Below are 20,292 nucleotides of genomic sequence, written 5' to 3'. Positions count from 1 at the left end.
TTCATCCGGGGGCCGCATGATTGGAATGGTAAGCCGCGCGTTTGCTTGCGCGGTGATTTGTTTGGTCGCTCTTCGACTCGTCCCGGCCGCCGTTGCAGAGCCCACCACAGATTGGAAATGCACCGCGATCCCGGAGATTCCGGTCGACGAACGGATTGCGGCCTGCACCTCCGTGCTCGAATCCGGAAAATTTGGCGAGCGGGGTGTGATCCGCGCCCGGTTCAATCGTGCCGGCGCCTACAACAAGAAGGGCGCGTTCGAACTCGCAGTCGCCGACTACAGTGAGCTGATCAAGCTCTATCCTCGAAACGTCTACGCCTACTACAGTCGCGCATACTCATACCATCAACTGGGAGAGCTTGAGCGTGCCATTGCCGACTACGGCGAAGTCATCGGTCTAAACCCAAAAGATCAGCGAGCTTACTACAATCGCGGGGTGTCCTACTGCAAAAAGGGCGATTTGGACCTTTCTATTGCCGATTATACGAGAGCAATTGAATTGAAGCTTGAGCCGGCGCTCGCTGCCGGCGAGGCGAGAGCTTACTATCATGGCGGCGATCTGGCGCCCTCCGATCCTGGCCCGTCCGCTCAATTTGATCCATTGCACAGGGCGGCCTATCTGGCGCGTGGTGTTGCCCAAAGCAAAAAGGGCAATCTCGATGGTGCAATCTCCGACTACGAAGGAGCGCTCGCGCTCGATCCGGGGTACCCACCTGCGTACGTTTATCGTGCAGGCGCTTATAGGGCAAAGCATGAGCTTGCGCGCGCCATGGATGACTGCGACCGCGCTGTCGCGTTCGGTCCCAAGGATCCCAATGCGTATCTTTGCCGCACCTTGACCTATCTGGCGATGGGGAATCCGCAGCGCGCCGTCACGGCATGCGATCTCGCGATCGAGCGCGCTCCGAAGGCGGCCGGCCAATATCGTATATGTGCCACGGCACACCTTCAGGCCGGCTCGATCGGGCAGGCGATCGCCGACCTCGATCGTTCACGAGAACTCGATCCCAAGGAGCCTTATGCTGCGATTTGGCGTGAAATCGCAGCCTGGCGGAGCAATACCCCGGCTACGTTGTCAGAGGCGACCGCCAAGCTCGATATGACCAAATGGCCTGCTCCAGTCATGCGGCTCATGTTGGGGACGATGACAGTCGACGAGTTGCTGCGCGCTGCCGACGATCCCGACCCGATCAAGAAGAAGGGCCAGATGTGCGAAGCGAATTTCTTCACCGCCGAACTCGCTTTGCAGCGTGGCGTGAAGGAGGAGGCGCGGCGGCTTTTTGGTCTCGCGCTTGCCGATTGCCCGCCGACCTTCGTGGAAGGACAGGCGGCCGCAGCCGAGCTCAAGGCGTTAGACGTCAATCCCTGACTAGACAACCGCGCATCGCCTCGTAGCTTGGGCAAAGTGAGGTGTGCCCACCACCCCAGAGGTGAAGGCGAGACGAAAGGGTGGGCACGGCGCTGTGCGCCTTTGCCCACCCTTAGGAGACCGTCATCCGCGCCCGAGCTGCACGTCGCGCTCGACAGCAATCCATGTCGCCTTCGCCACCGCCAGCAGCCTCCCGCCTTCATCGTGTGCCGCGGCTTCGGCCGTGCGCTTGCGGCCGTCGCGGCCGGTGGGCCACGCCGTGATGATGCAGCGGTCGCCGGGGCGCGGGCGGGACTCGATCCGGGCTGACATGCGGCCGAGCAGGAGCGGCGCCTGATCGAAGCTATCGCTCTCTTGATTGTAGTTGCAGGCATAGCCGGTGGGACAATCGAGCGCCGACCAGAGAAATTCGGGAGCGACCAGGCCGTCCTCGGCGGCGAGATTCGAATCCGGCGTCCAGCTCGCCGCGAGAACGGCGTTCTGCGAATGACGGCCGAGCGGTCCGGCGAAAATGCGCAGGCCGTCTCCTTTGGCCCTTGCGGGACCGCAGACGAAACATGTCGGCAGGGGATGCTCGTGCGGCTTCACCGGCGTCAGCAATTCGGCGGCGCAGGCTTCCTTGAAGCTCGCTGTCTCCACGCGCGCAAGCTCGATGCTTGTCGCGCGCCCTGTCGCGACGACCTTGGCGCCATCGCGAAGCTCCCATGTGCCGCTGTCCGCCGCGATCGTATCGAGCGGCGTGTCCAGAGGAGGCGGCGCGCGCAGTGTCACCTCCGCAGCCCCGGGAATGTGACGGGCCAGCCGGCCGCAGACATAGCCGCCATTCCCGGAGTTCGGAGGACCGCAATAGCGTTTGTCGATGATGATCTCAGTCATCGGTTCTCTCTTCGTCGTTGACGCACCTTATCTGATCCTGAGCACAATTCGTCCCTGAACCGTGCGATTGGCCACGGCGCGCATGGCTTCGCCTGCCTCCTCCAAAGGGAGGACGCGGTCGATATGCGGGCGGATTTTTTCACTGGCCAGCAATTGCATCAGCGCGTCGTTCATGCGCGCGGCTTCGGCAGGATATTTCTCCGCCCAGGCGCCAGTGAAGACACCGAGGATCGAATAGTTCTTGAGAAGCGGCAGGTTCATCGGGATCGACGGAATCTCGCCGCCGGTGAAACCGATCGGCATCAACCGTCCGCCCCATGCCATCAGCCGGGCCATTTGCTCGAAGATCGCGCCGCCGACATTGTCGAAGCCGACATCGATGCCGTTCCCGCCAGTGATCGACTTGATGCGGTCGCGCAGATCTTCGCTGCGATAGTTGACGATTTCGCTGGCGCCGTAACTGCGCACCAGGGCGGCTTTGTCGTCGGAGCCGATTCCGGCAATGACGCGCAGGCCGAGATGGCTGCCGAGATCGACGGCGGCGAGGCCGACCCCGCCGGCCGCGCCCGTGACGAAGAGGGTTTCGCCGCGTTGCGCCCTTGCCCGTTCGACCAGCGCATACCAGGCCGTGCCGTAATTGTGCAGCACCGTCGCGGCCGCTTCGAACGCAACGCCGTCAGGCAGATGGACGCTCTTCGATTCCTTGGCGATCATCCGTTCGCCGTAACCGCCGGTCCAGGCGCTGCAGGCCACGCGATCGCCAGGCGCGAATGTCGTGACCTTCTCGCCGACCTCGACGACCACGCCGGATGCTTCCGTGCCGGGCACGAACGGCGTCGGCGGCCGCATCTGGTAGAGGCCGGAGACCATCAACTGGTCCATGAAGCTGACGGACGCCGCATGGACGTCGATGAGAATCTCGTCGGCGGCGGGCTTCGGGTCGTCGATCTCTCCGACGCGGAGATCGTCCGGCCCAGTGAAGGAACGGCACAGAATTGCTTTCATCGTGATCCTCCAATGTCTCTCAGCGGTGTCGCATATCCCGCGACGAGCTTGACGAAATCGGCCTGTCGCGAGGCGCCGGTCTTTTCGAACAGATGGCGGACATGCGTCCTGACCGTGCTCCCGGCAACACCAAGTGCAGCAGCCACTTCGGGAATGTTGCCGAGCTCAACGATTGCGAGCAGGACGCGCAGTTCGGTCGGCGTCAGCTTGAATGTGTTGCGGAGCGCTTCCGAATGAGGCGGTATCGTCAGCGTCGCCTTGCGGACGAACAATGCGGCTACGGCGCTGTAGGCGGCGCCCGCTCCCCGACGCCGCCCTGAGACCAGCGGCAGGGCATGGGCGACGTAGCGCTGCCCGTCCAACCCGATCATCGGGATGGCGCCTCCGCCGGCGCGAAGGGCCGGGTCGCCGTGTCGGCTGGCCGCGAAAACCTGCCGCAATGTCTGGCTGACCGAGGGATCGCAGGCCATCAGGTGCCCGCGGATTTCAAGCAGGACGTTGCACGCATCGAGAATGGCTTGCCCGGCGGTATTGGCGTGAACGAGGCGCGCGTCAGAGGCTACGAGATAGAGACCAACGTCGAGCCCATCGAGGGTCGCGGCGAATGTCGCGGCTTCCACCGACATTGGGAGAGGGAGCAGCGCGTTCACCGGGACGATCCGGCAGGCCGGCGCTCGTCCGCCTGGCGGCGTGTGAAAAGGCGCGGCAGCAGCATGGGGACGCGGCGGCGATAGTCCTGATAGGTCGCGCCGAACGCGGCGATCAGATCTCGCTCTTCGAACTGGAGCGCGACCAGGATGTAGGCCGTGTTCGCGAGCGCGAACAGCAAATGGCCGGCGGTCATCTCGGGCGTGGCCCAGAACGCGATCAGGAAGCCGAGCATCAGCGGATGCCGCACGATCTTGTAAAGCAGCGGCGTCTTGAAGGATTGACTGGGCATTTCGGTGCCGCGGAGCGCGACGAAAGCCTGGCGCAGGCCAAACAGATCGAAATGATCGATCATGTGGGTCGAGGCAAAGGCGATCGACCAGCCGAGCCAATGGACGCCGATCAGCAACCCGGCCGCAATGCCGTGGACCTGCCAGACCGGGGAGGGGATCGGACGCCATTGCCAGAACAGCAGCAGCAGGATCAGGCTGGAGAGCAGCACATAGGTGCTGCGCTCGCAGGCGGCAGGGATGAATTGGGCCAACCATCGTTTGAAGGATGCGCGTGCCATGACGCTGTGCTGGATTGCAAACAGGCTCATCAGCAGCAGGTTGACGGCGATGGCCTCGCTCACATTCGAAGGGGGGCCGGTGTCGATCGACTTCGGCACGACATAATTGCCGACGAAACCGAGCGCATAAAGGAATGAAGCGGTGAAGACGCCATAGCTCACGATGGCGTAGAGCAGGATTGCGAGGCGCGTGACCATGGATTTTCCTGTTGTGCCTGATACGGCGGTGCCGCATGCAGAGCCTGAGCCGCTCGCCGGCGAGCGGGCTCGATCTGGGCCGACCGTACCCGCCGGACCGTCCCCTGCGCGTCCCCCGGGGACGCCCGCCGGGAGAAGAGGATCCTTATGACGGCTCTCTCGCTACAGACGTTCGGGTTCCCCGAGGTCCACGCTGATGGCCGCCCGATCAGATTGAACCTGCGCAAGGGTCTTGCGCTGCTGGTCTACCTCGCGGAGGCCAGAGGCGCCGTCGCGCGCGACGTCATGGCCACGCTGCTGTGGCCCGAGACTGACCGCGAGACCGGCCTCGCGCGATTGCGGCGGCTGCTTCATCGCGTTGAGCTTGCGCTTGGCCAACCGGTCTTCGAGACGGACCGCACCAGCTTGCGATGGTCACCGGCGGTCGAGCTGAAGCTCGACACGCATCTGTTCGAGAGCGCCTGCGATCGCGGCGACTTTGATGAGGCCTGCCGGGTCTATCGGGGCGACTTCCTTGCAGGGTTCTCTCCGGAGGATTCTTCCGAATTCGATGATTGGGCGTTCTTTCGCCGCGAGGCGCTGCGGGGGCGGCTGATGCACGCGCTGGAGCGTCTCGTACAGGACAGGAACGCCGCCGGCGATCATTTTGCCGCGACCACGCCTGCGGGGCGTCTGGTCGAGCTCGATCCGCTCAGCGAGGTCTACGTCCGGCATCTGATTCGCAGCCTCCTGCTCGCCGGCGACCGCAGCGCGGCGGAGCGGCATCACGCAGCGCTCACACAGCGGCTGCGCGACGAGCTCGGCGTTGCGCCGGAAGCCGAGACTGAAGCGCTGATGAATCCCGCGGCGACACCGCGCGATACCATCCCGGCGACGCGCTACGTCAAGGGCGCCGGCGTGCACCTGGCCTATCAGACCTACGGAAGCGGGCCGCTCGATATTCTGGTAATGCCCGGCTTCGTCTCCCATGTGGAACGCGGCTGGGAGCATCCCGCGAGCCGGACGTTTCTGGCGTCGTTGATGAAGCTCGGACGTCTGGTCGTTTTCGATCGCCGCGGCATCGGCCTGTCGGACCGCGTCGGATCGGCTCCAGGCATCGACGTCACCGCGGAGGATATCGGCACCGTGCTGCGCGCGGTGGACTCGCGGCGCGTCGTGCTGTTTGGCGCATCCGAATGCGGGCCGGCCTGCATCAAGTTCGCGGTTGATGAACCGCGCCGCGTGGCCGGGCTCATTCTGTTCGGCGCGCTAGCCAAGGGCTGCTGGTCAGAGGACTACCCGCACGCGCTGCGCGCCAGCCAGTATGATGCGTGGAGCAAGCATCTCATCGCGCAATGGGGCGGCCCGGTCGGGATCGAAGCTTTTGCGCCAAGCCTCGCCAATGATCCGCAGGCGCGCGCGTGGTGGGCGGGGCTGTTGCGCGCCGCGTCCAGTCCCGGCGGCATCTCGGCGGTGTTGGAGGCGTTTCGCGATGCCGATGTGCGGCACCTTCTGCCGAAGATTGCCGTGCCGACATTGGTGATGCACCGACGGGACGACAAGGCCGTGCGCATCGCGGCTGGCCGCGATATCGCGAGCCGGATCGCGGGCGCGGAATTCGTCGAGCTCGACGGCCATGATCATTGGTTCTTCGCGGGCGATCAGCAGCCGGTGCTGGAGGCGATCAGGGGATTTATGGAGGCTTTGGCGAGGGAGGCGCGATCGAGCCGCTAGGCGCAGGTCTCGTAGGGTGGGCAAAGCGAAGCGTGCCCACCATCTTCAAGCGTTCCAAGACACAAGTGGTGGGCACGGCGCTTTGCGCCTTTGCCCACCATACGAAAGCCGCGCTCACACCGCCTCTAGCTGATCCGCCGCGCGCTTCTTCTTCGGCTTCGATTGGCCGAGCAGGGGGCCTGCGGTCAGCGCCGCCGTATCCGCTACGCCCGGGTCGCGCGAGATCATCGCCGCGACGATGGCGCCGTCGATCAACAGCCCGAGCTGGTGTGCGAGCACGACCGGCTCGCTCGAGCCGAGCTCGCCCGCGAGCTTCTCGATGTGGCCGAGCACGATCTTCTTGTGCTTCAGCGCAATGTTGCGAAACTGCTTGGCGTCCTTGTCGTGCTCGCCGACCGCGTTGATGAACGGGCAGCCGTAGAAGCGCTCTTCCGCAAACCAGCTCTTCAGCGCGGGGAAGATGCGCGTCAGTTTGGCTTGCGCGTCGCCCCCGCCTGCTTCCATGGCGCCGATGAACCATTCGCGCCACTGCTTGCCCTCGCTCTCCAGCACCGCGTTGACGAGATTGGTCTTGGAGCCGAACAATTTATAGAGCGTGGTCTTCGCAGTGCCGGCTTCCGCGATGATCGCATCGATGCCGGTGGCGTTGATTCCGTTCTTGCAGAACAGATGCGTCGCCGCGCTGAGCAGGCGCCCGCGCGCGGACTCGTCTTCGCCTGCGCTGGCGTGGGGCGAGTTGGATTTTTTCTTCGACGTCTTTGTCATGGTGACGAACTTACCCGCAGCCGCGCCGCATCAGCAAGCCGCATCTGTTCCGCGCTGAAAAGATTCGCAGGGGACAACGCGTCTGCATCGCCTTTGAGCAAGCGGCGGCTGATCAATCCGCAGGCAGCGCCGGCTAAGCGGCTCCAATGCCTCGCCTTTTGTTTTTCGTATGGTCTGGCACGCTCCATGCAAGGAAACAGACCGTTCGGTATCCTGCCGGATTCCACGGCTGCCAGGGAGAAAATGATGACTGCCGTCGTTCAAAAGACAGTGCTGACGGGTTGCCTCGCACCCATCGACAAGAATGGCCTCGAGCAACTGATCGCCAACGGCAAGGCCAATCCGAAGGTCATCAAGACCTTGAAATGCAAGACGGTCGCGGAAGGAAAATTCCGCCACGCCAACTACATCCGCAATTTGCAGCCCTACATCGTCGACGAGCCGCCGGGCCTTCTGGGCGACGACACCGCGCCAAATCCGTCGGAAGCCTCGCTCGCCGCGCTCGGCTCGTGCCTTGCGGTCGGTCTGCACGCCAATGCCGTGCATCGCGGCTGGATCGTCAACAAGCTCGAGCTCGAGCTCGAAGGCGACCTCAATATCACCGCGGTCTGGGGCACCGGCGATGTCTCCGACAAGCCCGTTGGATTTACGGATGTGCGCGTCAAGGTCGACATGGAATGCGAGGGCATCTCGCAGGACGAGATCAACGCGCTGGTCGCCCATGTGAAGCAATGGTCGCCGGTCGCCAATACGTTTACCCGCCCGGTCAATCTCGAGGTCGGCATCTAGCGGATCAACAGGACAAGGTGCGGGAGACGATCATGGGTTCACTGGCTTTATCACGGGCCGACATTTTGGATCAGCCCGCACCGTCCATTGCCGGCGAGGTGGCGCGGATTGCGAAGGAGCAGCTCGCGCCGCTCGCCGCCGGCATCGATGAGGGATCGGTCTATCCGGCCGAGGTGCTGCGCGCGTTCGGCGCGGTCGGAGCTTGGGGCAGTCACGTGCCGCACGAAGGACCCGCGGATCTGCGTTGCGCCATCGAGGCGATGGCGGCGATCGGCGAGGTCTGCGGCGCCTCGGCCTTCATGGCGTGGTGCCAGAACACGCTGGTCTGGTACGCCGCGAACTCGACCAATATGAAACTGGCAAAGCGCTTCGGCGATGCCTTCTCGACCGGACGCGTGCTCGGCGGCACCGGGCTCTCCAATCCCATGAAAAGCTTTTTCGGCATCGAGAAATTGAAGCTGAAAGGACGCAAGGTCGAGGGCGGCTACATGGTGCGCGGCGCGCTGCCCTGGGTCTCCAATCTCGGGCCCGGCCATTATTTCGGCACCATTTTTGAGCGCGAAGACGACCAGGGCACTGTCATGTTCCTGGCCGACTGCTCGGACCCTTCAATCACGCTGACGCCGTGCAAGCCGTTCCTCGCGATGGACGGCACCGGCACATACGGCGTGCAGTTCCGCGACGTCTTCGTGCCGGACGAGCTGATCCTCGCCGATCCCGCCGGACCCTTCATCAAGAAGATCCGCGCCGGCTTCATCCTGCTCCAGGCCGGCATGGCGCTCGGCGTCATCCGCGACTGCATCAACATCATGGACGAGGTCGATAACCCCCTCGGCCATATCAACCGCTATCTGCCGCAGCAGCCGGTGCATTTCCGCGATCTTGCCGCCGAGCTCGAGACCGAGACGATGGTGCTGGCGCGCGATCCCTACAACGAGGAGGAGACCTACTGGCGCAAGGTGATCGCGCTCAGGCTTCGCGCCGGCGAAGCCAGTGTCGCGGCGGCGCATGCGGCGATGCTGCATTGTGGCGCGCGCGGCTATCTCAAGAGCCACCGCGCGCAGCGGCGCCTGCGCGAGGCCTATTTCGTCGCGATCGTCACGCCGGCCACCAAGCAGCTGCGCAAGATGCTCGCCGATTCCTGAGTTTACCGAGTCCACCCCAAGACGACGAAGACGCGACCCTGTGTACCCCCAACCTCAACGGAGAGGCTGCCATGACTGACGTCCTGATCACTGCCGTCGAACTCGCCGATCTCTTGAAGAGCGAACCGTGTGTCGTCATCGACACCCGCAATCCCGACGCCTACGCCGCCGGCCACCTGCCGAATGCCGTCAACGTGCATGAGATTTTTACGTTCCTTGCGACCTCGACGCCGGAAGGCATGGCTGAGTTGAAGACCAAGTTCGCCGACGCGTTCGGCGGCGCCGGTCTCTCCGGCAAGGAAACGGCCGTGATCTACGAACAGTCGATGAATTCGGGCTTCGGCCAGTCCTGCCGCGGCTATTACCTCCTCACCATGCTTGGCTATCCCAAGATCAAGGTGCTGCATGGCGGTTTTGACGCGTGGTCGGGCGCGGGCTTTCCGGTGACGAAGGCCGTGCCGGCACCGGCAAAGGCCTCGTTCGGAATCGTGCCTGAAGCGGGCGAGATCCTGATCGACGCCAAGACAATGCTGGGCGCCGTCGGTAAGCCCGGCATCGCGATCCTCGACGTGCGCGATGTCGACGAGTGGATCGGCGACAGCTCGTCGCCGTACGGCAAGGACTTCTGCCCCCGCAAGGGCCGCATCCCCGGTGCCGTCTGGCTGGAATGGTATCGCATGATGAAGCCGACCTCTGAGGGCCCGCGCTTCAAATCCAAGGACGAGATTCTGGCGGAATGCGCCACCGTCGGCATCTCGACGACGACGCCGGTCTATCTCTACTGCTTCAAGGGCGCGCGCGCCTCGAACACGTTTCTCGCGCTCAAGAACGCCGGCGTGAAGGACGTGCGGATGTACTTCGGCTCCTGGAACGAATGGTCGCGCGACCCGTCGCTGCCGATCGAGCAGGGTCTGCCGATTGCAACGGAAGTCACCACCAAGGCGGCGTGAGTGACGCGCGTCGGGGTCTGATCCCAAGGTCAGACCCCGACGGGCCCGCGGGCAAAGGTCGTCTCTCAGGGGTTGGCGATGAGAAGAGAAATATTCTTGCCTTCCGTTCCAGGCTCCAGGTCGGGTGCGTTGCTGGCGACAGCGCTTCCCGGGGCGCACTCCGGTGCGGGCCTCCGTGCGACGATCTTGTTGGTCCGCCCCTCGAACATGATCGCCTCGCCGTCGACGAAGATGGCCTGGTGGTGACCCTGGCCCGGCGTCTTCCCGACGGTGAAACTCCAGCACCACACCGTCTTGCCGTCATGATGCCGGGTATCGAAAGCGGTGTACCAGATGTCGCTGTAAAACGCCTCGGCAACCAAGCGGTCGATGGCCTTCTTTTCCCAGGGGCGGGTGTCCTCACGCGCCCGACGGCGCGCCGCGCGATCGGGGACGGCAGACGCGAGCTTGTCGAGCTCGGCCTCGTAGTGCTCCGCAGCCACGCGCCGCACATTTTTCCATCCGGCGATGTAACGGGCGCTGAGCATTTGAGCGCATTCCCAGCGGTCACCCCACGTCCAGCTGTCGTCCACGCTCTGCCTCATGCGGCGGCTCAGCCTGGCATTGCTGAAATACTCGCTCTCGAGCTGGTCGAGCGTCGCATCCAGCTTGTCGTTGTCGATAAAGCCGCCACCTGTAATGTAGGCGTCGTCGATCACGCGCGCGGCGCCCTCGAAGACCGCAAGATGTTCGCTCGCGCCGACCGCCGTAAGACCGGACCTGACGTCCGCGATGAAGCCTTTGTGCCATTGGGAGTTCAGGACAAATTGGATGAAGCCGCCGTTCAGGACCTGTCCGACGAGATAGTTGACGCGCGAGACGTTGATGACCTTCGGCGGCATCTCGTCGTCGAGGACGTACCGCTCCCAGAGACCATGGGCAAAGCTGGTTACCTCGTCGATCTTTTCCTGGACGGCCATGGATTCGGCGGCGCGCGCATCGACGCCCATTTGGCGCATACGGTAGGCGATCCCGCTGCCGCGTTCGGCCGGCAGAATAACGTCTTCAATCAATGATGGCATGAGACAATCGGCGAGGGGTGCATATCGCAGTTTCTTGGCTTCGGCATTCCGCGTTCCTGCTCATGATCCTATGAGCGTGCAGGGGCCGTCAAGGCAATTTGAAGTGGTGGCGCCCTGCGGTGCGTCGCTAGTTGTTCGCTCGCGCAATTCCGAGCGCCTTGATCCGTGAGGCCAGTGTGGTCGGCCTGATATCGAGCAGTTCGGCCGCGCCACCGGGACCGAACACTTTTCCGGCGCAGGCCTCCAACGCCGCGAGAATGTTGGCGCGCTCGTGGTCGCGCATCTCCGATGAGGTCATGACAACCGGCCGTGCGTCCGCCTTCTGGCGCGCGGCGGCGGTTGCGGGCTGCGCGCCGGAGGGATCGGGCAGATCGATGCGCAGGCGGCCGTTCTGCGACAGGATCGCGGCGCGCTCGATCACGTTCTGCAGTTCGCGGACGTTGCCGGGCCAATCGTAACGCGTCAGCCGCCGCGCATCGCCTTCCGACAGGCGCAAATTCGATTTCAGCGCCTTGCTCTCGCGCGTCAAAAAATGCTGGGCGAGCAGGGGGATGTCCTCGCGCCGTTCGCGCAGGGGCACGGTCTCGATAGGAAACACGTTGAGGCGAAAATAGAGGTCCTCGCGAAAACGGCCGCGCTGCACCTCCTGCTTGAGATCGCGATTGGTCGCGGCGATGACGCGGACATCCACGGTGCGGGTGCGCTCCTGGCCGACGCGCTCGAAATTGCCCTCCTGCAAGACGCGCAGCAGCTTGCCTTGCAATTCGAGCGGGATCTCGCCGACCTCGTCGAGGAATAGCGTGCCGCCATCGGCAAGCTCGAACCGGCCGATGCGGTCGCGCGTGGCGCCGGTGAAAGCGCCGCGGACATGGCCGAAGAACTCGCTCTCGAACAATTCGCGCGGGATCGCGGCGCAGTTGACGCGGATCAGCGGCCGGTCGCTGCGGGTTGAATCCTCGTGGATGGCGCGCGCGATCAGCTCCTTGCCGGTGCCGGATTCGCCGGTGATCATCACCGCCGCGCTGGTCGGCGCCACCAGTTTGACCTGGCGCAGCGTCTGCTGGACCGCGTCGCTTCCGCCGATGATGCCGCGCGGATTGGTCTCGATGCGGATTTCTTCCTGGAGGTAAGCGTTTTCCAGCTCGAGGCGTTCGCGCAGGCGGTCGACCTCGGTGAGCGCGGCGTGCAGCTTCTCGTCGGCCTCGCGTCGCTGGCTGACGTCGCGAAACACCACGACGGCACCGACCACCACGCCGCGGTCGCGGATCGGGGTCGAGGTGTACTCGACCCAGGCCGGCGAGCCGTCCTTGCGCCAAAACACCTCGCCATCGACCTGGTGCACGGCGCCGTCGCGGAACGCCGCATAGATCGGGCAATCGTGGTTGTGATAGTGCCGGCCATCATGATGGGTGTGATGCATGATGGGATGGATTTCCTTGCCGACCAGTTCCTCGGCGGTCCAGCCCAGCATGCGCTCGGCCGCGGGGTTCACGAACGTGGTCTTGCCCTCGGCGTTGACGCCATAGATGCCTTCGCCGGCGGCGCGCAGGATCAGCTGGTTCTCGCGCTCGATGTCCTGGAACACGCGCTCGACGCGCTGCCAGGTCGAGATGCCGCTGCGCATATGGTCTTCGGCGGCGGCATCGACATTGCGGCGGCGGCGCGCTTCGAGATCGGTGAGGGTGAGCTGCACCAGCGTGCGCCCGTCATGGGGCAGCACGCAGCCCGCATATTCCAGCCGGAGATTTTGCCCAGTGGCATGGCGGGGATTGAGCGCCGTGGTCCAGTAGGCGCCCTTGTGCAGCACGGCCTGGGTGAAGACGGTGAGAGCCGCGAACTCACCGGCGTGCAGCGTGCTCGCCCTGGTCTGCCGCAGCAGGGCGCGGTCGTAGCCGAGCAGGGTGCAGGCGGCGGGATTGGCGTCAATGATCTGGTCGCCATAGGGATCGACCAGCAGCGTTGCCTCGACCGAGGATTCGAACGCCGCGACCCGCGGATCGGCGGGGTCGTCGTGGGCGAGCGCTGGCGTCGTTGCCATTACGAAATCTCGTTATTCGATTACGAATTTTCGTATATCACGAGTTTTCGTAGTGACCAAGTGTGAGCGAAAGCGCTGCGCCATCAAGGCACTGGCTCGCCCAAAAGGGGTGGCACGCTCCTTGCGTAATCCTTCTCGCAATGACGCGCTGGAGGTCCGATGTCCATTTTCGACAATCCGTTCGATCCCGATCGCAACCTTCGAGCCGGCTGTGCCTGCGGCCAGCATCAATCAGCAGTGGAGCACGAGCAGGCGACGGCGCTGCGCTGTGATCCCATCGAGAGCGAAGAGAAGCGTTACGAGGGCGTCGTCGCCTCCGCCGTGATGCGCGCGATGTTTCCGCAGGACGTAGCGCGGCGCGCTTTTCTGAAATCGGTCGGGGCGTCCACGGCGCTTGCCGCACTGTCGCAGTTTTTCCCGCTTCAGACCGCGACCGAAGTTTTTGCGCAGACCGGCACGCCCGAGAAGAAGGACCTCAAGGTCGGCTTCATCCCGATCACCTGCGCGACGCCGATCATCATGGCTGCTCCCCTCGGCTTCTATTCCAAGCACGGCCTCAACGTCGACGTGGTCAAGACTGCCGGCTGGGCCGTGATCCGCGACAAGACCATCAACAAGGAATACGACGCCGCGCACATGCTGGCGCCGATGCCGCTCGCGATCTCGCTCGGTCTCGGTGCCAACGCCATTCCCTTCGCCGTGCCCGCGATCGAGAACATCAACGGGCAGGGCATCGTGCTCGCGACCAAGCACAAGGACAAGCGCGACCCGAAGGACTGGAAGGGGATGAAGTTCGCGATTCCCTTCGACTATTCCATGCACAATTACCTGCTGCGCTATTATCTCGCCGAGCACGGCATCGACCCCGATACCGATGTGCAGCTGCGCTCGGTGCCGCCGCCGGAGATGGTCGCTAACCTCCGCGCCGACAACATCGACGGCTTCCTTGCGCCCGACAACATTTGCCAGCGCGCGATCTACGACGGCGTCGGCTTCATGCACCTGTTGTCCAAGGAGATCTGGGATGGCCATCCCTGCTGCAGCTTCGCCGCGAGCCGCGAGTTCATCACGACGGCGCCGAACAGCTTTGCGGCGCTGACGCGCGCGATCGTCGATGCCACCGCCTATGCCTCGAAAGCGGAGAACCGCAAGCAGATCGCGGAAGCCATCGCGCCGGCCAACTACATCAACGCGCCCGTCACCGTGCTGGAGCAGGTCTTGACCGGCACCTATGCCGATGGCCTCGGTGGTGTGAAGACCGATGCCAAGCGCGTCGATTTCGATCCGTTCCCCTGGCAGTCCTTTGCGGTGTGGATGCTGACGCAAATGAAGCGCTGGGGCCAGATCAAGGGCGACGTCGACTACAAAGCCGTTGCCGAGCAGGTGTATCTAGCGACCGACACCAGGAAGCTGATGACCGAGATGGGCCTGTCGCCGCCCGCGAGCGCGTACAAGTCGTTCGCGGTGATGGGCAAGACTTTCGATCCGGCGAAGCCGGAGGACTATGTCGCGAGCTTCAAGATCAGGAAGGCGTCGTGATGATTTCGGCTCTCGTGTCCCGCACGCGGCGCAGCGCGCAGCGGTGCGCCGCAGATGCGGGACCCATGTCGCCGCATGGGTCCCGGTTCTGCGTCGCATCACTTCGTGCTGCGCCGCGCCCGGGACACGGCGGAGTGTGAGATGACGACCAGCTCCCTCCGCCTCCGCGCCGGCCTCGTCTCGATCGCGCTGCTCGCCGCCTTCCTCGGCGTCTGGCATCTCGCAACGCGTTCGACCGGCACCGTTGCGACGATGAGCCCGGAATACGCCAAGCTGATGGGCCTCACCGCCACGCAGGGCAAATCCGCGATGCCGGGCCCGCTCGATGTCGGTGCAAAGCTCTGGGAGCATTTGAGGCGGCCGTTCTACGACAACGGGCCGAACGACAAGGGGCTCGGCATCCAGCTCGGTTATTCCATCGCGCGCGTCGGCATGGGCTATCTGCTCGCAGTGCTGGTCGCGATTCCGCTCGGCTTCCTGATCGGCATGTCGCCGCTGCTGAGCAAGGCACTCGATCCCTTCATCCAGGTCTTGAAGCCGATCTCGCCGCTCGCCTGGATGCCGCTCGCGCTCTACACCATCAAGGACTCTTCGATTTCCGCGATCTTCGTCATCTTCATTTGCTCGATCTGGCCGATGCTGCTCAACACCGTCTTCGGCGTGGCGAGCGTGCGCAAGGAATGGATCAATGTCGCGCGCACGCTGGAAGTCGGCACGCTCAGGCGCGCCTTCACCGTGATCCTTCCCGCAGCGGCGCCGACGATTTTGACCGGCATGCGCATCTCCATCGGCATCGCCTGGCTCGTGATCGTCGCGGCCGAGATGCTCGTCGGCGGCACCGGCATCGGCTACTTCGTCTGGAACGAGTGGAACAACCTCTCGATCACCAACGTCATCATCGCGATCCTGCTGATCGGGGTCGTCGGCATGCTGCTCGACCAGATCCTCGCGCGCTTCACGCGCATGGTCACGTTTCCGGAATAGGGGCGGTGCTGATGATGTCCACGAGCGCCGCCGCATGTTCACCTCGCCCCGCTTGCGGGGAGAGGTCGATCGCGAAGCGATCGGGTGAGGGGGACTCTCCGCGAGTCCAACTCTCACCGTCACCGGGGAGAGTCCCCCTCACCCCAACGCTCTCCCCGCAAGCGGGGCGAGCGGGCGCAGCACGTTTGCGGAGCCGTCGGTGACCAACAAATTCATCTCCATCGAAGGCATCGCGAAACGTTATCCCGGCGCGAGCGGTGCCACGACCACCGTGTTCGAGAATCTCTGGCTCTCGATGGCCCGCGGCGAGTTTTGCTGCGTGATCGGCCATTCCGGCTGCGGCAAGACCACGGTGCTCAACATCCTCGCCGGCCTCGATGCGCCGAGTGAGGGCGTCGTCATCGTCGACGGGCAGGCGATCTCGGGCACGAGCCTCGACCGCGCCGTGATCTTCCAGAGCCATGCGCTGCTGCCGTGGCGCACCGTGCTCGGCAACGTCGCTTACGCCGTGAGCTCGAAATGGCGGAAGTGGGATCGCGCCAGGGTCAAGGCGCATGCGCAGACTTTCATTGATCTCGTCGGCCTGACGGGTTCGGAACACAAGCGGCCATCAGAACTGTCCGGCGGCATGAAGCAGCGCGTCGGCATCGCACGCGCGCTGTCGATCACGCCGAAGATGATGCTGATGGACGAGCCGTTCTCGGCGCTGGACGCGTTGACGCGCGGCACGCTGCAGGACGAGGTGCGGCGGATCTGCCTGGAGACCGGGCAGACCGCGTTCATGATCACCCACGACGTGGACGAGGCGATTTATCTCGCCGACAAGATCTTTCTGATGACCAACGGACCCGGTGCGGTGCTGGCGGAGGTCGTCGAAAATCCGCTGCCCAGGGATCGCGGCCGCACCGACCTGCACCGCCATCCGCTCTACTATGCGCTGCGTAACCACATCATCGATTTCCTGGTGACGCGCAGCAAGACCTTTACGGCCGAGACGCCCGATCACGATCCGCGCAATGTGCCTGTGGTTCACATCGCCAAGCCCGGACTGACGATCGCATCAAACGGCGACGAGCCACGACAGACTTGGACACCCGGGACCAATCCTGGACTAACCGCCTGAAAGGGAGACCTGACATGAAACGCGAAGACCTCACCGAAAAACTGCTCGACATCAAGCGCGAGAAGGGCTGGACCTGGAAATACATCTGCGAGCAGATCGGCGGCTATTCGGAAGTGCTGATAACAGGCGCGATCCTCGGCCAGATGAAGCTGACGAAGCCGCAAGCGGCCAATGCAGCCGAGCTGTTTGGTCTCTCCAAGTCCGAGACGGCGATGTTGAACGAGACGCCGATGCGTGGCATGCCGATGCCGCCGACCGATCCCCTGATCTATCGCTTCTACGAGCTGGTCATGGTCAACGGCCCGGCGTGGAAGGCGCTGATCGAGGAGGAGTACGGCGACGGCATCATGTCGGCGATCGACTTCGACATGGTGATGGAGCGCCTGCCCAATCCGAAGGGCGACCGCGTCAAGATCACCATGTCCGGCAAGTTCCTGCCGTATAAATATTACGGCGCCAGCGGCAACGTGCCGGAGTACGGATTCAAGGAGGGGTGAGGGGGCGAATGGCGAGTGGCGAATGGTTTTTTCCCATTCGCTATTCGCCACTCACCATTCGCTAAAGAATTGCGCCCGGCGTGTAGCCCGCCGCTTCAGGCTTCGCCTTGGCCAACGCATCGACCTGCTCGGCGAAGTGATCGACCTGCGCGCCGGCGTCGCCGGAATTGGCGCGGCCGTGATCGAGCACGCTCTGCAATTCGGCCGCGCTCAGGCCGAGGCGCTGATCGGCGGCGAGACGCTGAAGCAGGTCGTTCTGCGCGATCTTGCCGGTGCGCAGGTCGCGAATGGCCGCGACCGCGTGTTCCTTGATCGCCTCGTGTGCACCTTCGCGGCCGGCGCCCTTCTTCACCGCTTCCATCATGACCGTGGTGGTCAGCAGGAAGGGCAGATAACGGTTGAGCTCGGTCGCAACGACGGCGTCGAAAATTTCCATCTGGTCGAGCACGGAGAGCAGGGTCTCGAGCAGGCCATCCATGGCGAGGAAGGTATCGGGCAGCATGACGCGGCGGACCACGGAGCAGGAGACGTCGCCTTCGTTCCACTGATCGCCGGCGAGGCCTGCGCCCATGGCAAGGTAGCCCTTCAGCACCACATGCAGGCCGTTGATACGCTCGCAGGAGCGGCTGTTCATCTTGTGCGGCATCGCGGATGAGCCGACCTGGCCCTTGGCAAAACCTTCGCTGGCGAGTTCGTAGCCGGCCATCAGGCGCAACGTCTTGGCGAAGCTGCCCGGACCGCTGGCGAGATCGACGAGCACGCTGACGGCGCGGAAGTCGAGGCTGCGCGGATACACCTGGCCGACGGCATCAAAACTCTTCGGCAAGCCGAGATGGACGAGGATGCGCTGCTCGAGCGCGCGGGCCTTGCCGGCATCGCCATTGAACAGGGTGATCTGGTCGAGCCGTGTCCCGACCGCGCCCTTCAGGCCGCGCGCAGGATAGGTGTCGAGCACATTGACCAGACTCTGATGCGCCAGCAGCATCTCCTCACCGAACATGGCGATGCGCTTGCCGAGCGTCGTGACCTGCGCGGCCACGTTGTGTGTGCGCGCGGTGAACGGCATGTCGCGCAACTGTTTTGCATGCTTGGCAAAACGGATCAGCGCAGCGATGCTCTTGGTCTCGATGAGTTGGAGGCCACGGTAGACTTGGAGCTGTTCCACGTTCTCGGTGAGATCGCGGCTGGTCATGCCCTTGTGCAGGTGCTCGTGACCGGCGAGTTCGCAGAACTCCTCGATGCGCGCCTTGACGTCGTGGCGGGTGACGCGCTCGCGGCGCATGATGGACTCAAGGTTAACCTGGTCCTTCACGCGCTCGTAACTTTCGATCACGCCATCCGGCACCGGAATGCCGAGATCGCGCTGACCCTTCAGCACGGCGATCCAGTAGTCGCGTTCGAGGCGAACCTTGCCTTCGCCGCTCCAGATGGCGCGCATGGCGGGTGAGGCATAGCGTTCGGCGAGAACGTTTGAAATGTGATCCTGGGACATGCCGCTCATTTGGCACTGCCCGGGCCTCGCTGCAAGCCGTTATGGAGCGAGCGGCGAACGGGGGTACCGCGCATTCGCCGCTCCCGCCGCCTATTTCCCCGCCTTCACCTCGGCAGCCGCGACCGCTATCAATTCGCTCATCTTGGCGCGAATCGCCTGCTCGGTGATTGCCACGTTCTTGGCTGCGAAATCACCCATGACCTTGCGCAGGACGTCGGCATCGCCGGCTTCCTCGAAATCGGCAGCGACGACCTCCTTGGCATAGGCCGCGGCGGCTTCGCCGGTAATTCCGAGCTTTTCGGCTGCCCACAGCCCGAGCAGCCGGTTGCGGCGGGCTTCCGCCTTGAATTTCTGCTCCTCGTCGAGGGCGAACTTCTTCTCAAAGCCTTCCTGGCGCTTGTCGAACGTGCTCATGCGGCTTCCAATTCCCTGCTGGCTGGACCTGATCGCCCTTTGGCGGCCTCGTTGCGAGGGCCCCGGCGCATGCCTAGATAGGGGGCACGAATCGGCAAAACAACGAGCCGTTAAGCCGCAGGCAAGGCGGTATAAGTTGGCATCGGATGAGCCGGATCGATTGTACTGGGACGGCCAATCAGATAGGTTGCCTGAGGCTCGGTTCCTGTTCTGTTTCCTTGGTCTTTCCTTGGGTTCCAGGCGGGTGCAGGGCCGTTCACGGCAGCTCCGCTGTGTGTCGTCGTTCTAGTCAACCGGAGCACACCAAATACATGGATTTCAACAAAACACGGTACATCCCCATGAGCCGTCGACGTCGCATTTATGAAGGCAAGGCAAAGGTTCTGTATGAAGGTCCCGAGCCCGGTACCCTGATCCAGCACTTCAAGGATGACGCGACCGCGTTCAATGCGAAGAAGCATCAGGTGATCGAGGGCAAGGGTGTCCTCAACAACCGGATCTCGGAGTACCTGTTTCAGCACCTCAACGACATCGGGGTGCCGACCCATTTCATCCGCCGCCTCAACATGCGCGAGCAGTTGATTCGCGAGGTCGAGATCGTGCCGCTGGAAGTGGTGGTGCGGAACGTCGCCGCCGGCTCGCTGTCGCAGCGTCTCGGCATCGAGGAGGGCACGCAGCTGCCCCGTTCGATCATCGAATTCTACTACAAGAACGACCAGCTCAACGACCCCATGGTGTCGGAAGAGCACATCACCGCGTTCGGCTGGGCCACGCCGCAGGAGATCGACGACATCATGGCGCTCGCCATCCGTGTCAACGACTTCCTGACCGGCCTCTTCCTCGGCATCGGCATCCGCCTCGTCGACTTCAAGATGGAGTGCGGCCGGCTGTTCGAGAACGAGATGATGCGGATCATCGTCGCCGACGAGATCTCGCCGGACAGCTGCCGTCTGTGGGACATCAAGTCGAACGAGAAGCTCGACAAGGATCGTTTCCGCCGCGACCTCGGCGGCCTGCTCGAGGCCTATACCGAAGTCGCCAAGCGCCTCGGCATCCTCATGGAGAACGAGCGTCCGCAGGGCTCCGGCCCGGTGCTGGTGAAGAGCTAAGAGGAT

At 63.7% G+C, this 20,292-nt stretch carries 19 protein-coding genes; 10 read left to right on the top strand and 9 right to left on the bottom strand.

The window, feature by feature from the left end:
- The first annotated feature begins 16 nt into the window (after positions 1 to 16).
- On the top strand, positions 17 to 1,369 hold the full coding sequence (locus tag IVB29_RS29455) for a tetratricopeptide repeat protein (protein WP_247506883.1): 1,353 nt from the start codon (positions 17 to 19) through the stop codon (positions 1,367 to 1,369).
- A gap of 123 nt (positions 1,370 to 1,492) precedes the next feature.
- Here IVB29_RS29455 and IVB29_RS29450 read toward each other — a convergent pair whose 3' ends face one another.
- Genes IVB29_RS29450 through mddA form a run of 4 tightly spaced genes read right to left on the bottom strand, consistent with a single transcriptional unit; the run spans position 1,493 to position 4,667 of the window.
- Positions 1,493 to 2,245, bottom strand: coding sequence for a hypothetical protein (locus IVB29_RS29450; protein WP_247506882.1), 753 nt, complete (start codon positions 2,243 to 2,245; stop codon positions 1,493 to 1,495).
- Between the two features lie 27 nt (positions 2,246 to 2,272).
- Positions 2,273 to 3,250 carry an NADPH:quinone oxidoreductase family protein gene (locus IVB29_RS29445; RefSeq protein ID WP_247506881.1) on the bottom strand — a complete coding sequence of 326 codons (978 nt, stop codon included), beginning with the start codon at positions 3,248 to 3,250 and terminating at the stop codon, positions 2,273 to 2,275.
- Complete coding sequence (locus IVB29_RS29440; protein WP_247506880.1) at positions 3,247 to 3,900, bottom strand: helix-turn-helix transcriptional regulator; 654 nt, start codon at positions 3,898 to 3,900, stop codon at positions 3,247 to 3,249. Before IVB29_RS29440 ends, IVB29_RS29445 begins: the two co-directional genes overlap by 4 nt.
- A complete protein-coding gene (gene mddA, locus IVB29_RS29435; protein WP_247506879.1) occupies positions 3,897 to 4,667 on the bottom strand; it encodes a methanethiol S-methyltransferase in 771 nt (256 codons plus the stop codon). The genes IVB29_RS29440 and mddA overlap by 4 nt, the downstream gene beginning before the upstream one ends.
- Positions 4,668 to 4,814: 147 nt before the next feature.
- Between mddA and IVB29_RS29430 the strand changes: the two genes are divergently transcribed.
- Positions 4,815 to 6,380: an alpha/beta fold hydrolase gene (locus IVB29_RS29430; RefSeq protein ID WP_247506878.1), complete on the top strand. Its 1,566-nt coding sequence runs from the start codon at positions 4,815 to 4,817 to the stop codon at positions 6,378 to 6,380.
- A 114-nt stretch (positions 6,381 to 6,494) separates the two neighbouring features.
- Here the strand turns inward: IVB29_RS29430 and IVB29_RS29425 are convergent, their stop codons facing one another.
- Positions 6,495 to 7,145, bottom strand: coding sequence for a TetR/AcrR family transcriptional regulator (locus IVB29_RS29425; RefSeq protein WP_247506877.1), 651 nt, complete (start codon positions 7,143 to 7,145; stop codon positions 6,495 to 6,497).
- Positions 7,146 to 7,391: 246 nt separating this feature from the next.
- On the opposite strand from IVB29_RS29425, the gene IVB29_RS29420 reads away from it, so the two are divergent.
- The 3 genes from IVB29_RS29420 (at position 7,392) to IVB29_RS29410 (ending at position 10,029) form a co-directional block, all read left to right on the top strand.
- On the top strand, positions 7,392 to 7,934 hold the full coding sequence (locus tag IVB29_RS29420) for an OsmC family protein (protein WP_247506876.1): 543 nt from the start codon (positions 7,392 to 7,394) through the stop codon (positions 7,932 to 7,934).
- 32 nt (positions 7,935 to 7,966) lie between these two features.
- Positions 7,967 to 9,079, top strand: coding sequence for an acyl-CoA dehydrogenase family protein (locus IVB29_RS29415; RefSeq protein WP_247506875.1), 1,113 nt, complete (start codon positions 7,967 to 7,969; stop codon positions 9,077 to 9,079).
- 71 nt (positions 9,080 to 9,150) lie between these two features.
- Positions 9,151 to 10,029, top strand: coding sequence for a sulfurtransferase (locus IVB29_RS29410; RefSeq protein WP_247506874.1), 879 nt, complete (start codon positions 9,151 to 9,153; stop codon positions 10,027 to 10,029).
- Positions 10,030 to 10,094: 65 nt separating this feature from the next.
- Here IVB29_RS29410 and IVB29_RS29405 read toward each other — a convergent pair whose 3' ends face one another.
- The gene (locus IVB29_RS29405) at positions 10,095 to 11,090 is read right to left on the bottom strand and encodes a DMP19 family protein (protein WP_247506873.1); all 996 of its coding nucleotides are present in this window, start codon (positions 11,088 to 11,090) and stop codon (positions 10,095 to 10,097) included.
- A gap of 127 nt (positions 11,091 to 11,217) precedes the next feature.
- Entirely contained in the window at positions 11,218 to 13,128 is a 1,911-nt protein-coding gene (locus tag IVB29_RS29400; RefSeq protein ID WP_247506872.1) for a sigma 54-interacting transcriptional regulator, read from the bottom strand.
- Between the two features lie 159 nt (positions 13,129 to 13,287).
- Here IVB29_RS29400 and IVB29_RS29395 point away from each other — a divergent pair, with 159 nt between their 5' ends.
- The 4 genes from IVB29_RS29395 (at position 13,288) to cynS (ending at position 17,271) form a co-directional block, all read left to right on the top strand.
- The gene (locus tag IVB29_RS29395; protein WP_247506871.1) at positions 13,288 to 14,667 is read left to right on the top strand and encodes a CmpA/NrtA family ABC transporter substrate-binding protein; all 1,380 of its coding nucleotides are present in this window, start codon (positions 13,288 to 13,290) and stop codon (positions 14,665 to 14,667) included.
- Between the two features lie 141 nt (positions 14,668 to 14,808).
- Positions 14,809 to 15,651 carry a nitrate ABC transporter permease gene (ntrB, locus tag IVB29_RS29390; RefSeq protein ID WP_247506870.1) on the top strand — a complete coding sequence of 281 codons (843 nt, stop codon included), beginning with the start codon at positions 14,809 to 14,811 and terminating at the stop codon, positions 15,649 to 15,651.
- Between the two features lie 199 nt (positions 15,652 to 15,850).
- Positions 15,851 to 16,774 (top strand): ABC transporter ATP-binding protein, encoded by a 924-nt coding sequence (locus IVB29_RS29385; protein ID WP_247506869.1) that lies wholly within the window; start codon positions 15,851 to 15,853, stop codon positions 16,772 to 16,774.
- A 14-nt stretch (positions 16,775 to 16,788) separates the two neighbouring features.
- Positions 16,789 to 17,271, top strand: a complete 483-nt coding sequence (gene cynS / locus IVB29_RS29380; RefSeq protein WP_247506868.1) for a cyanase — start codon at positions 16,789 to 16,791, stop codon at positions 17,269 to 17,271.
- A gap of 61 nt (positions 17,272 to 17,332) precedes the next feature.
- On the opposite strand, the gene purB is transcribed toward cynS, so the two are convergent.
- Positions 17,333 to 18,772, bottom strand: coding sequence for an adenylosuccinate lyase (purB, locus tag IVB29_RS29375; RefSeq protein ID WP_247506867.1), 1,440 nt, complete (start codon positions 18,770 to 18,772; stop codon positions 17,333 to 17,335).
- An 81-nt stretch (positions 18,773 to 18,853) separates the two neighbouring features.
- Entirely contained in the window at positions 18,854 to 19,177 is a 324-nt protein-coding gene (locus IVB29_RS29370) for a DUF1476 domain-containing protein (protein ID WP_247506866.1), read from the bottom strand.
- Between the two features lie 341 nt (positions 19,178 to 19,518).
- On the opposite strand from IVB29_RS29370, the gene purC reads away from it, so the two are divergent.
- Positions 19,519 to 20,286: a phosphoribosylaminoimidazolesuccinocarboxamide synthase gene (gene purC, locus IVB29_RS29365; protein ID WP_173015815.1), complete on the top strand. Its 768-nt coding sequence runs from the start codon at positions 19,519 to 19,521 to the stop codon at positions 20,284 to 20,286.
- Positions 20,287 to 20,292: the final 6 nt, after the last annotated feature.

Origin of the sequence: Bradyrhizobium sp. 1 (genome assembly GCF_023073315.1) — a bacterium.
Classification (GTDB): Bacteria; Pseudomonadota; Alphaproteobacteria; order Rhizobiales; family Xanthobacteraceae; genus Bradyrhizobium.
The sequence above is the reverse complement of the archived record's forward strand: the minus strand, read 5'-3'. Positions and strand labels throughout refer to the sequence as shown.